This is a genomic window from Limnovirga soli (assembly GCF_013106755.1).
Classification (GTDB): Bacteria; Bacteroidota; Bacteroidia; order Chitinophagales; family Chitinophagaceae; genus Limnovirga; species Limnovirga soli.
Window position 1 is genome coordinate 173,495 of record NZ_WHPF01000010.1, and the last position, 13,836, is coordinate 187,330.

At 39.2% G+C, this 13,836-nt stretch carries 11 protein-coding genes; 2 read left to right on the plus strand and 9 right to left on the minus strand.

Translation table 11 applies throughout. The features are described from left to right. Positions 1 to 24: 24 nt before the first annotated feature. On the plus strand, positions 25 to 1,707 hold the full coding sequence (locus GD597_RS15005; RefSeq protein WP_171608697.1) for a T9SS type A sorting domain-containing protein: 1,683 nt from the start codon (positions 25 to 27) through the stop codon (positions 1,705 to 1,707). 63 nt (positions 1,708 to 1,770) lie between these two features. Here GD597_RS15005 and GD597_RS15010 read toward each other — a convergent pair whose 3' ends face one another. From GD597_RS15010 to GD597_RS15020, 3 genes are all read right to left on the minus strand, one after another. Then, a complete protein-coding gene (locus GD597_RS15010) occupies positions 1,771 to 2,151 on the minus strand; it encodes a transmembrane 220 family protein (RefSeq protein ID WP_171608698.1) in 381 nt (126 codons plus the stop codon). A gap of 291 nt (positions 2,152 to 2,442) precedes the next feature. Then, positions 2,443 to 2,874 (minus strand): hypothetical protein, encoded by a 432-nt coding sequence (locus GD597_RS15015; RefSeq protein ID WP_171608699.1) that lies wholly within the window; start codon positions 2,872 to 2,874, stop codon positions 2,443 to 2,445. 220 nt (positions 2,875 to 3,094) lie between these two features. Beyond that, positions 3,095 to 4,198 (minus strand): metallophosphoesterase, encoded by a 1,104-nt coding sequence (locus GD597_RS15020; RefSeq protein WP_171608700.1) that lies wholly within the window; start codon positions 4,196 to 4,198, stop codon positions 3,095 to 3,097. A gap of 104 nt (positions 4,199 to 4,302) precedes the next feature. Between GD597_RS15020 and GD597_RS15025 the strand changes: the two genes are divergently transcribed. After that, entirely contained in the window at positions 4,303 to 4,941 is a 639-nt protein-coding gene (locus GD597_RS15025) for a flavin reductase family protein (protein WP_171608701.1), read from the plus strand. Here GD597_RS15025 and GD597_RS15030 read toward each other — a convergent pair whose 3' ends face one another. The 6 genes from GD597_RS15030 to ispE form a co-directional block, all read right to left on the minus strand. Further along, positions 4,942 to 5,814, minus strand: a complete 873-nt coding sequence (locus GD597_RS15030) for an aldose 1-epimerase family protein (protein ID WP_171608702.1) — start codon at positions 5,812 to 5,814, stop codon at positions 4,942 to 4,944. It abuts the gene before it with no gap. Between the two features lie 107 nt (positions 5,815 to 5,921). After that, positions 5,922 to 7,022 (minus strand): 4-hydroxythreonine-4-phosphate dehydrogenase PdxA, encoded by a 1,101-nt coding sequence (pdxA, locus tag GD597_RS15035; protein ID WP_171608703.1) that lies wholly within the window; start codon positions 7,020 to 7,022, stop codon positions 5,922 to 5,924. 333 nt (positions 7,023 to 7,355) lie between these two features. Further along, positions 7,356 to 10,688, minus strand: a complete 3,333-nt coding sequence (locus tag GD597_RS15040; RefSeq protein WP_171608704.1) for a hypothetical protein — start codon at positions 10,686 to 10,688, stop codon at positions 7,356 to 7,358. A gap of 299 nt (positions 10,689 to 10,987) precedes the next feature. After that, on the minus strand, positions 10,988 to 11,629 hold the full coding sequence (locus GD597_RS15045; RefSeq protein ID WP_171608705.1) for a hypothetical protein: 642 nt from the start codon (positions 11,627 to 11,629) through the stop codon (positions 10,988 to 10,990). A 151-nt stretch (positions 11,630 to 11,780) separates the two neighbouring features. After that, the gene (locus tag GD597_RS15050; protein WP_171608706.1) at positions 11,781 to 12,725 is read right to left on the minus strand and encodes an NAD-dependent epimerase/dehydratase family protein; all 945 of its coding nucleotides are present in this window, start codon (positions 12,723 to 12,725) and stop codon (positions 11,781 to 11,783) included. A 246-nt stretch (positions 12,726 to 12,971) separates the two neighbouring features. Then, entirely contained in the window at positions 12,972 to 13,805 is an 834-nt protein-coding gene (gene ispE / locus GD597_RS15055) for a 4-(cytidine 5'-diphospho)-2-C-methyl-D-erythritol kinase (RefSeq protein ID WP_171608707.1), read from the minus strand. Positions 13,806 to 13,836 lie beyond the last annotated feature (31 nt).

Below are 13,836 nucleotides of genomic sequence, written 5' to 3' on the forward strand. Positions count from 1 at the left end.
TATTAACACCAAGTATTTACAGATATGAATATCAAATCTTTACTTCTAATCATAGCATTAACCGCAACATCGGGTATTTTATTTGCGCAAAATGCACCCAGAATTGTTTGGCAAAAAACATTTGGCGGCGCTGGCAACGACAGCCTGGTAGCTATTTTACCTACAAACGATGGCGGCTTTATCATGTCGGGCCATTCTAATTCTAATGCTTTTGGAGACAAAACACAGAATTCGTATAACAATACCCTTGACTATTGGGTAATTAAAACCAATAGCAAAGGCAAAATACAATGGTCAAGAACCCTTGGTGGGACAGGTATTGATAACGATCCTGTAGTTATTCAAACAGGAGATGGTGGATTTTTGGTAGGAGGTACTTCTATTTCAATGCTATCTGGCGATAAAACTGAAGATGCAATTAACGGAAGTAACGATTATTGGGTGGTTAAACTGGATAAAAATGGTGTAACACAATGGAATAATACTATTGGCAGTATACAAAGGGAATCATTAAATGCACTTGCACAAGCATCTGATGGCACTTATAGAATTGCCGGCAATTCCTGGTCAAATTTCCCCGGAGATGATAAACGCGACGCTAACCGTGGATCAAGTCTTTGGCCTGATTACTGGGTAGTTAAACTGGATAAAAAAGGTAAAGTTGTTTGGGACCATTGCTATGGTGGTGGTAACGAGGATTATCTTACCTGCTTAAAACCAACAAAAGACAGTGGATATATCATGGGCGGCTATTCTTATTCGCCTGCAGAATATGAAAAAACAGACAGTTTTATTGGCAGCAATGATTACTGGATTGTGAAAATGGATAAAGACGGAAATAAAACTTTTGACAAGACACTTGGTGGAGATTTATCAGATTACCAAACCGATGTACAGGAAACCTTTGACGGTGGTTATATACTTGGAGGCTATTCCAACTCAAATGCTACATTTAATAAAACCGGCATTTTTAAAGGATGGATGGACTACTGGATTGTAAAAACTGCTGCTGATGGTAGTGTTCAATGGGATAAAACCATGGGTGGAACTTTGGGAGATTATTTAAGCACAGTTCAACAAACAAAGGATTCCAGTTATATTATTGGTGGTACTTCCAGTTCACCAACCAGTGCTACTAAAAATAGCCCTAACAAAGGTCTTGAAGATTACTGGATAGTTAAACTAAATAAGAATGGCCAAAAGTTATGGGATACTACTTATGGTGGTTCAGGCTCAGACAGGTTAGGCGCCATTAAAGAAATTAGCACAGGCGAGTATATTGCTGGTGGCACTTCTAATACCAGCAGAAATGGTGATAAAACAACTGGTACTGTTGGCAACACTGGCCTTAACGATTTCTGGATTATACGCCTTAGCGAAACACCATTGCTTAAACCAGCTGCAAAATCTACCGAAAATATTCAACAGATTACCAGCAATGCTACACCAATTGAAATGTCAAAGCTTAGTATGCAAGCTAACCCCAACCCTACCAAAGGCCCGGTAAATATTAGCTATAGCAGTACAGAAAAATCGAACATATCCTTTATGGTATACGATGCAAAAGGTGCTTTGGTAATCACTAAAACATTGGCTGCAGGCAAAGGCAATTTCACTATTGATATCAGCAACCAGCAAACAGGTATTTACTATGTGGTTATGAACGCCAAAAACAATAGCGTAACCAGAAAAATTATAAAAGAATAATAAATTAGCTCAATAAAAAAAGGCATTCATAATTGAATGCCTTTTTTTATGTCTGTACTCTAATTAAACTGCTTTTTCTCTTTTTATCGCCACCCAATAATTTATTACCAGAACGCCTATCAAAATTAGTAGCCCAAAAAATTCTCTCGATTCCTCAATCCAGGGCTTTTCTGCTTTCATTGTTTCGGCAAGATTTTCCGCGTCATGCAGGTTAAGCCAATCCAATAAACCATTGGCGTCAAATACTTTGTACACCGCATACATGGCATACACAACAATACCCGCAATATAGGCTTTAGGATAATACCGTTGTTTTATGGCAAACCAACATAAAACAGCTGTATACACATAAATAGGCACCCAAATATAAGGGTCCGGGTCGTTATATTGTAAAGCCGCAAACACAATAAAAAGAAAACAAAAAATCCCATTAAATACTTTCATTAAAGCAATTTAAAGCAGTTAAAAAATATACCTCACTACAAAAACTGCAAAGCCCATTGAATGCAGTTTACCCTTTCAATAATTAAATATAAAATTTAGCTTTCATAAAAACTGCCAGAAGGTTATTTTTTTAAACAACAATAAAAATTGTTGCCCAACCATGGGTAATTCTGTTCAACAACTGTTGTGTCACTCACTTGTACTTCAGGATACTTTATGCAGCCATATCCATTTCGCATTGGTATTAGTTTATGCAACAGCATAAATACAACGAATCTCTTCTTAAAGGTTTTAACTTATGCCAAACATAGATAAGATAAACAAACCAATGATTAACGAAAAAAACGGCACTAATACCTTTTTATTTGCTGTATCCTGTTCTGTCGCTGGTAGCTGGTTAAAGGCGGCCACAGTAGTTTCAAAGTTTTTTTGGCTGCCTACCGTATTTGAAACTGCAAAATAAATTAAGGCAAATAAAGGAATGGCAAGCAATTTACCTACCGTTTTACCAGATAAAAATCCAAATACATCAGTAAGATTTTCCGAGAGTAACCTGTTAAACCCGGGAAGTGTGACTATACAAAAAAGCAAAAAATCCAGTAGTATCAAAAAAATAATGGCGCTTAATAAAATATTGCCATTCAACCTTCCTTTATTTCCATCTTTTCCATTGGCGGCAATTTCTTTGTATTGGCTGCCGTAAATAGCTTGCAGATATGTCATTTTTTTGCTTTAAAAGTCTGTGTATTTAGAGGACTTGACTATACCCATCACCGCGTATTTTTTGAAAAGCATAATAAAAAATATGGCTTAAATTGATAATAATGCGACTGCTGTTTTGCCGCCATAAAAGAGGAACCCTGAACCGAGCGTGGCAAGCGGTGATGCCATGGTTAACCAAAGCTGGTTTCAAAAAAAATAATAAGAATGTTTTTGTGCTTTATTATATAGAAGGTAAGAGTTGCGTTAAAGGAGTTTCTTCCGCAATGGTGCGGGTGGGAGTATTGTTTTGGTAGCTCCATTTTACCAATCTGATATAACCATTGGCAATTTCAATTCCCGTGATGGTACCACCCTGAAAGCAACAGCAACCTGTGTTGAAATAGGAAGGATTTAGATTTTTGTAGGATTCGTTTACAAATTTATATTGCTGTCTGCGGGTGGCAATTTCGGTTTCAATAGAGGCAATTTCAGCAGTGTTATTTTGATCTTTTGCCATTTCGAGTTGTAATAACAATCTTTCTAAATGGGTAAGCGATTCAAATACCGGCTGGTGCGTATGACCCGTAATTAATAAGGCATTTGGTTGTTTGCTGGCCCATTGATACATGATTTGGTTATGCAGGCTTTTAAGCTCCTCGTTAGCAGAAACTGAATTGGTGTTTATTTGCAAAAAAGATTGCAAGGGGCCCCAGATATAACTTACAAACCATTTGCTAAATGCATTGCCATCGCTTTGGGCATCGCCCTGGTGGCCGTGGGTACACAATATGTCTAAGTTTTTATCAGCAAGTGGAATACGTAAAACAGCAGCTTCGTAAATGGGTACTGGTTGTCCAAATAAATCTTTTAGTATGCCAGGAGCCAGCAGCGGATCGTTTTTCCAGAATAAATCATGATTGCCAATAATTTTACAGTAAGCATTTCTTTCCAGAAAAAGTTGCTCTGCCTTAAAGGTGGCTGGATAATTTTTTATAACGGTATTCACCGTATTCTCCCATAATTCTTCGCTATCGCCCAGGTTGATGAAGTAAAAATTGTTGGCGTTATAATGTTCCAATGCAGCCATATAATTGGCTTCGGCGGCTGCAAAATCATCTGAGCCATCCCTGGCACCCTTGTGCTGATCGGAGAAAATAATTACCGGTGTTTGGCCAATATCGTGTAATAGGAGGATATCTTTTTGCTTTTCTATGGGCTGCAAAGATTGATTATACAATTTTGTTAATGCGGCAAATACATTTTCCTGTTTGGGAGCAGAGGAATAGCGATGTGCCAAATAAGTAACAGGACGAGTAAGTATTTTTCGGAACAACTGCTTAAACATATTTAAATGTAAAGAATAGCGACAAATAAGTTGCCGATTTGCCAATTGCATCCAAAAATTAGTTGATTAGCTGAACTTTTTACTTTTTAAACCATTAGTTATATATGCAACATATTACTTTAAGCAATATCAGGAATTGGGAGCGGTTTTACAGGGCTAATTGTATTAATTGCCTTACTGGTTTTAAATCTGTTAGTTTAATAGGCAGTGTAAATGTAGCCGGCCAACCCAATCTTGCCATGTTTAGCAGTATTGTTCATTTGGGTTCTGACCCCGCATTGGTGGGGTATATCAACAGGCCAAGGGCCGCAGCACCGGATACACTACACAATATTGAAGCTACTGGTGTATATACCATTAACCATATTCAGGCAAATTTTATTGAGGCAGCGCACCAAACCAGCGCCAAATATCCCTCATCAGTAAATGAATTTGAAGTAGTTGGTTTGGAACCGGAATTCAGGGATGGTATTATTGCCCCTTTTGTGCGGGTGAGTGAGGTAAAATATGCTTTGAAACTGGTAGAGATTGTACCAATTAGCCATAACAATACATTTCTGGTAATTGGCGCTGTAACAGATGTTTTTATACGTCCGGATATTTTACAGCCAGATGGCTTTTTGGCGATTGAAAAAGCAGGCTCGCTTACCAGTTTGGGGGCAGATGGATATTATACTACACAGCCATTGGCAAGGTACCAATATGCTAAACCCGACACACCTGTAAAGCGGATAGAACAATAATTAAAAAGTACTTACCTGCCAGCTACGTTGAAATATTTGAGAGGCAGCCAATACATTGATACCTTCTTTTTCGGATAGTTCGCCGGTGGTGTTTTCACTATCGGCTATACCACACCAGGGTTCTATACAAACAAAATCGGCGTCTTTAGCATTCCAAATACCCATAAATGGAAATTGCTGAAAATTTACTGCAATGCCATGTTGGGTTGCATTGCTTAGAATGGAAATGCTTTCAGATTGCAGGTGCTTAAATACCAGGGCATCTTCATAAAACAAGGCTTTGGTTAAAGCAATGCGATTACTATTGTTAAAATAATTGTTAGGTGTTGTTTTAATTAAACCATCAGCAGTAAGTGGCCAGCGGCCACCGTTTTCTGTATGGCTAAATTGCAGATAATAATCCTCAAAACGGGTATTTGGGCTTAGCGGCACTTTAAATGCCGGATGGGCTCCTACTGAAAAATACATTTCTTCTGTACCCGTATTTTCTACGGTATACTGTACCTGCAAACTATTTTCTATTAGCGTATACTGCAGAGAAAAAATAAATGTAAACGGGTATTTTGCCAGCGTTACTGCGTTACTTTCTAAGGTAAAAGTGATGCTGTCATCTGTTTGGGCAGTTACGGTAAAATCCATTTCACGGGCAAAGCCGTGACGGCCCAAGGTATACGTGTTGCCTTTGTATTGATAAGCATTGTTTTTTAGCCCGCCTACCACCGGGAATAGTACCGGGCTTTTTTTACCCCAAAAAGCAGCATCGCCACTCCACATATATTCCAGTCCGGTGGTTTTATTAAACAGGCTTTGCAGTTCTGCACCTTTGGTATGTATTGATGCCCTTAATTGTGCATTTTGTATAGTGTAAATCATTGGGGTATGGATATTTTGTTGATGTGTATTTGCTGCATAACATTGTTGCCGTACAAGAGTGCGACGCAAGGATGCTGCCAAAGTGTACCATTGCCGGGCTACAAAAATTAACCCGAAGTATCTTCTTTTATTACTTCATCCTGTGCATTGGCTACAATCATGGCGCTCATTTTACGCAACGGATTTTTATGCATATCAGCATAGCGGGACCTAGCATTTACAATGTCTAATGCCGTGTACATGGCTTCGAGGAAGGATAGATGATCTGCAATACCCTTGCCCGCAATATCGAATGCGGTACCATGATCGGGACTGGTTCTTACCACCGGCAGGCCGGCTGTAAAATTTACACCCTCGCCATGCGCCAGCGATTTGAAGGGAATTAAACCCTGGTCGTGATACATGGCCAATACCGCGTCGAACTTTTCATGTTGGCCGCGGGCAAAAAAAGCATCGGCACTATAGGGGCCAAATGCCAGTATATTTTGGTGGCGGGCCTCTTTTAAAGCGGGTTTTAAAATGGTTTCTTCTTCGTTACCAATAAGTCCTTCATCACCAGCATGGGGGTTTAAACCCAGCACGGCAATTTTGGGTTTATCAATACCAAAATCTTTTTGCAAACTGGCATGCAGTATTTTAAGTTTACCCATCACATTGGCTTTGGTAATATTTTGGGCAATTCCGCTAACAGGTACATGTTCAGTAACAAGTGCCACCCGCATATTGCTGGCTACCATTAGCATTACCACATCGTTTACTTCAAAAAATGCTTTTAAATATGGCGTGTGGCCGCTATAATTAAATGCCTCGCTTTGTATATTTTTTTTATGAATGGGCGCTGTTACCAATGCCTGTATATGACCGGCTTTTAAGGCTTTGGTGGCCTGCTCTAAAGAGGATAATGCATATTTGCCACCTAACTCTGTTAACTGGCCTGGGGTTATTTGCACTTCTTCTTCCCAGCAATTGTATACGTTTACCTGTTTGGGGTTAAGGCGGCTAAAATCTTTTATGCTTTGATAGGCAAAGTTAATATCGGGTAATACCTTACGATAGAAATTAATGCTTTTGTTGCTGGCAAAAACTACGGGGATGCAAACATCGGTAATTCGACTGTCGGATAAACTTTTTATGATTAGTTCAATACCTATTCCGTTAATATCGCCACAACTAAAACCAACTACAGGCTTGTGCATTTCAACATTCATTCCGTTAGATTTATTGGTAAAAATACGGATTATAGTGAAGTATGCACCAGTAAATGCAAGTTATAGGGCTAAATGCGGGTAGCAACTAGTTTTAGTAAATATTTGTATTAACCCGGCAGTGGATATTTTATGGCATCGCCGCTTGCGTCGCACTCTTGTACTTTTGGTTATAGCATGGGCCAAATGGCCGGCGGCTGATAATTTATTAAATGGTTTTGCAGTTAATGCTATTGGCTGTTAAATGCCGCACCTAATTACTACAGTAAAAGTGAGCGACGCAAGTAAAGCATCAATTCAATTACATTGCCGGGCCCAAAAAACAAATGGGTTTATTTAAAATTTACTAATCATCCATTTGCCATTGTATACATATTGCAAAGCCGCTACCGGCGATTTTGCTTTTATAAAAACCGGTGTTTCGGTGGCTATAATTTGTATTTGGCCATTGGTTACAGGCAGGTTTTGTTGATGCATGCTATTGGCACCCGCAGTTGGGGTATATATGGTTACAGAATCTGTTTGTTTAAAAGTTATTTGACAAGACTGGGAGGCACCGGTTTCAGTAGGCATCCATACGGCATATATGTAACTGCCATTCAAATCATACTCATCTACAATTGGATAGGTTTGCAGGGTGCGTTTATAGCGGTAATTGCCCATTAATGCATTGGTTTGAAACAGGTAATCCATAGCTGGTTTACGCTGGTAAACAGAATCTGTTAAACCCATTGAATTGTATTGGGTGCTGCTATTGATATTATTGTCGTTTAACTCATAAAAGAACGTATGGTTTATACCTTCTCTTTGGTTAACGAGGGCAGAACGTAAAATCCAGTCGGCCTGCGTTTGCAAAGCGGTTTTATTGCCAATGGCAATGGCCTTACGCGGACTGCCCTGGTTGATATCGAAACCCATTTCGGTTATCCAAACTGGTTTGCTATAGGCATATTTTTCTGAGAATGAAACAAAAGCTTGAGCAACAGAATCTGCGCCGCCAATTTCAGGTGCTGCACCACGTGTAGCCACGCCCGACTGGGATTGGCCATTGTCAGTAGAATAGTGGTGATAATTGATTACATCCCAGCAAAGATTGATTGTGCCATCTGCTTTATAACCACGGTTTTGTTTACACCATTCAATCATTCCCCTTACATAAGATGGTTTAGACCACGCAATACCATTCATAACTACCTGAATCGTAGAATCTGCATTTTTAACGCCCACATCGGGGCCCAAAGCATTTTTGTGGCCATCATAAAATGCAGATAAGGCAGCAGCATATTCGTAAGGACTCATATAACCATTAATGCCTTTCCACCATTTATCCAGTTCGTTACCACATTCCATATAGTGTACATAATCCAAACCTATTTTTACGGTATTGGGCGGATCGTTTGTCCACCGTGGGGTAGTATTTACTTTTATAAGTGCCGGTGCAATATTTGTATTACTGCCATACCGCGCCGCAAACTGAAATGCTACTTTACCATATTCTATATAAGATTGTGGGTTATCTTTTGGCAGGCCATATTTCAAAGGAATATTATCAACAGCCTTTAACGAATCTGGCCAGGTATTTTGCATCCAGCTGGCAGTATTTTGTATGCAGGCCAATACTTCAATGCTATCGCGTTTACAACGTTCGTAGGTTAAGTCATAATCCCAACCGCCGGAATGGGTGGGGTTAAATGTGTATTGCCCTTCTGTATTCTCCAGCTTTTGCCAATCAATATAATGTCTAAAACCTCTGAAGTTTTGAATAGCGGCATATTTGTCTTCTGCAATAACTCTTGAATTTACAGATGGGCGTACAAAATCCCATTCAAAAGCATTCATGCCAAGTGTTGTACGAAAAGGGGCATAAGTTCTGGGTTTTTGTAATAAAATAGTTGGTGCTTTATAATAGCCGTAAAATTCTATTTCAGTTGGCAGATCGTTACGGTTGCAGCTAATGCCAATGTATTGGATATTGGTAATGGCAGAATCTAACATAAATTGAGCATCGCCTACAATGGTTCTATCCGGGTAAGGCCCTACCCAAACGTTATAATTACTACCTGTAAAACTGCCAATATTAATACGGGTGCCATCTTTTTTTATTACAAATAATTGTACAGGGTTGGCGGTAAATACACCTGTATAATCAAACATTTTTATTTGCTTCAGGGTAATAGATTCACCTTCATCAATCGGGTAAAGTGCTTCGTAGGTTGGTTTAAAACTAGAAGCCCCGGTGTTTATACTTTCAGTCGTTACACCATTAAATAATGAAACCAACCCATTAGGTACATAATTTAGCGTGTACCATCTTTTTGCTTCGATTGGTATTTTAACAATGGGAATGGTATCCGTTTTTTTAGTGGTATCCAGCTTGCCATAAGCCCAAACTTTTTGAGGGATATTATTACCGTATTTCCTAACAACGATTGCTTCGGCAGATGGGGTATCCACAAAATTATAGTCTACAAATTCTTTATATTTTAAACCCTGGAAATTGGCTTTTAGCGTAAGCGTACTGTCATTTTTAATAAATATAGCAGCAGGATTGGTGGTAAAAATACCCGCATCATCGAACAACGATATTTTACTGATTTTATAGGCAGCCGGAAATTTTACTTCCACATCTACCCATTGCATATTGATGGCATTGAACACAGGCTTTACCAGGCTGTCTGTGCTTTCCAATAACCAGGGGGTATAATCCATACCAGTAATAATGCCGGGCTTAACTGAGGTAATAGGCACCTTACTGTCTTCTACCGGCATATGAATCAATTTCATTTCGTCAAATGGCAAAGTGCGGCCAAAGGTTTGTACTTTTTGTGGTATGTTATTGCCGTATTTTCTTACAATAATGGCATCGGCCTGGGTTCCTTCGGGGATTACCATATCGACAAACTGCTTGTACAATAATCCCTGAAAAGTGCCTATCAGTTTCATAGAAGTATCCTTAAGTACATATACATAGGCGGGATTGGTGGTAAAAATACCGGCTTCATCATACAACCGTATTTTGGCTATTTGAGCCCTTTTATCGTTTAATAATAATTTTACGTCGGTGTACTGCAAATTGATGGGTGTGTATACACTTTTTACAAGATCGGTTAGATTATCTGTTAACCAGGGCTTATAGTTCATTCCTGTATTAACGAATGACTGAATACTATCCGTTAATAAACGAATGGGAGTGGAATCCGCAACAGCACCGGCTATATACTGGCTTCCATACACCTGCACTTTTTGCGGTATATTATTTCCATATTTTTTCATGGCAATTTTGGTAGCTACTACCGGAAAGGGACTGGCTATATCTACAAAAGCCTGGTAGGTTTCGCCGGTAAACTTGCCCAGATAGACTGTATCTGCACCATTGATAGCGTAGAAAAATGCGGGCTGATTGGTAAACACACCTGTATAATCATATAAAGAAAGTCGGGTAATATTACTTTTTGCCTGCAGATTAATAATTACGGTGGAATAACTATATTTCTGTAACCATACCGATGGCACGAAAGCACTAAGGTTATCATTTAAATAGTTGGAATAATTCCAGGCTGCAAAACTTTGATCTGCTACAGATACAATTGGAATTCTTTGTTCCGATTGCGCAATACTTAAGCACGGTATGCACAATAATAAAAACAAGCCAACAATTATTTGCTTCATTTGGTGTTATTGGTGCAGGGTATAGCTGCGGTTCAGGAATATGTAAGGGTATTACAATGTGCGGTAAAATTATTACAAAAGCACGCAGCAGCAAGGTGTTCAGGTATAAAGTAATATTAAGATAACCAGTTTTTTGGGGTAAAGGAGATTTGATTAGTTAAGCCACTTTAAAGTTTTCTAAACAAAATTTAATAAAAACTCCAGCGAAAAATAAACCAATTGCTATTTATACAAATTTATTTACATATATAAAATGCTATTTATAAATCTTAAAAAGGGGTTATGGTTTTTTTGAATTATCAAAATCCAAAATCTACCACCCGCCTGGAAAATAATTTGTCCTGAATAATCCAGGTTACCTCGTAGCCATTTTTATTGTCTATACTGTTTAGCATATAAATGTAGATTTTACTTCCATCGTTGGAAAGGTAAACAGCACAATTACATTTGGCATCGCTGCTAACATTTCCGGTACAAAATACCGGATCGTACAAATCGTTAATAGCTGTGGCAGGTATTTGTACCGTATCCCGGCCAATGGTTACTAATACTGATTCTATGGTTTTTTTAGGCATATCGCCCAGTTTGGCGCTAAAAAATGGTTTATTGTCCAGCTTTAAAGTGTATTTATCATCATACAACATTAGTTTGTGTTTGGTTTTATCGAAGGTACCGGCAGTGATGGTTACCGAAATTTTACCATTAGAAAATTGTACAAGTCCGGGTTTATTCTCCGTTAATGGCAGTTTTGGCAGGCTTTCTTTATTCAAAGCCTCGTCTAGACTACTAAGGGTAAAAGCCGCCAGTTCGCTACGCAGGCCTTTATCCAGTATTTTTTTATAATTGTCTTTCTTAGGCCTGTAATCGGGTATATCGCTTATTTGGGCATTGGCAAAACTGTATGACACCAACAAGCAAAACAATAATAAAAACCTTTGCATAATGTGTTTTTTGTTGTTAACTGATAGATAACGTTCACCCTATTAAAAAAGTACAAATAACCTGTTGTTTTATGTTGCAAATGGGTTTGCAGTACAAGTGTGCGACGCAAGCATGCCGATAGCGCCTTGCTGCCGGGTACATAATGCCAAATTATATCTGCAGATTGCTTAACATATCGGCCGTAATACGCTGCAAATCGTATTCATGTTGCCAACCCCAATCGGCCCGGGCAATGGAGTCATCAATGCTTTGCGGCCAGCTATTGGCAATTTGCTGCCGGTAATCGGGCTTATATTGAATGCTAAAACCGGGTTTATGCAGGGCAATTTCTGCGGCAATTTCTTTTGGCGAAAAGCTGATGCCCGCAATATTATACGAGGTGCGCACCGATATTTTTTCCGCAGGCGCTTCCATTAATTCAATGGTAGCTTTTATAGCATCGGGCATATACATCATGGGCAGGTAAGTATCCTCCGTTAAAAAACATTCGTAACTGTTTTGTTCCAGCGCCTCATGAAAAATTTCAATGGCATAATCGGTAGTGCCGCCACCGGGTGCAGATTTATAGCTAATAAGTCCGGGATACCGCAAACTGCGCACATCTACACCAAACCGCTTATGATAATAATTGCACCAAAACTCTCCGGCATATTTACTTATGCCATATACCGTTATAGGTTCTATTACAGTTTGCTGGGGGCAGTTTTGTTTTGGACTGGTGGGCCCAAATACCGCAATGCTGCTTGGCCAATATACTTTGGTAAGTTTTTCTTCACGGGCTATATCCAATACATTTAACAAGCCCTGCATATTCAGGTTCCAGGCAAGGTTGGGATTTTTCTCGCCGGTAGCCGATAAAATGGCAGCCAACAAATAAATCTGCGTAATATTCTGGCGTATTACCTGTACATGCAGCATTTCCTTATTCATCACATCCATAGAAACATAGGGCCCGGTACCTTTCAGCAATTCGTTTTCCTCCCGCATGTCAGATGCAATTACATTGCTGTTGCCATATATTTTTCTAAGGGCCAGCGTAAGTTCTACCCCAATTTGGCCACTGGCGCCAATCACCAATATTTTTTCTTTAACCATTGCGTTTAATTCTAAGTGGTAAAAATAAAGGTTATCTGTAAAACCTAACAATAATTAGTTATGGATATTTATTAGTTAGAAAACAAGGAAAATTAAATTAGTTAGCCGGGCAGCAGATGCTATATGAGGCTTTACTTGCGTCGCACTCTTGTACTGCAAATCAATAGTCAACAATACTGATGGTCTGTAATTAATCAGGAGTAAAACAGGAGGTAAAAGCCATCCATAAAAGATGGGGCCTTGCAGTTAATCCAGTACCACTTGTTTAATAAAATATCCGGCTGGGAATGTGGCCGTAAAAACATGGTTTGGCTCAAAAATACCAAAACAGGTACTGCCGCTGCCACTCATGGCTGCATAAACGGCCCCCTGATTATACAATGTTTCACAAATAGTTGTAATTACCGGGTGGGCAGCCGCAACTGCAACCTGAAAATCGTTGGTTAAACTTTGCCGCCAGTTAACTACCGGTGTTTGTATTAGCTCCAATAAATTTTTATCTGGTATTGCAGGACTGATCGCCTTAAAAGCCCAACCCGTATTTACATGTATTCCCGGGTTTACCATTACACATGTATACCCTTTTAACTGTACAGAAACCGGAGTTAATTCCTCTCCCCTGCCTGTGGCATAACTAGGTTGGTTAACAATAAAAAATGGACAATCGCTGCCCAATTGTAATGCATAGTGTATTAACTGTTGTTCAGTTAAGCCCAGTTGGTATTTTTTGTTAAGTGCCAGCAGGGTAAAAGCACCATCGGCACTACCACCACCCAGGCCTGCACCCATTGGAATAGCCTTATGCAAATGCATTTTTACAGGGGGCAATTGTGCAAAATCTTTATGTAAAAGCTGGTAGGCTTTAATACAAAGATTACTATCAGCCGGGCCATCAATGGCTAAGCCGCTGCAACTAAATTCAACACCGGTAAATTCCTGCTTATTGGGGTGGGTAATTATTTCTAGAGCATCTGTAATTGGAAGAGGATAGAAAACTGTTTCCAGGTTATGAAATCCATCATCCCGCCTGCTAATAACATGTAAGCCAAGATTAATTTTGCAATTGGGAAATACAACCATGTATGCTTTAATTAGGGAAAAAATAGTTGCT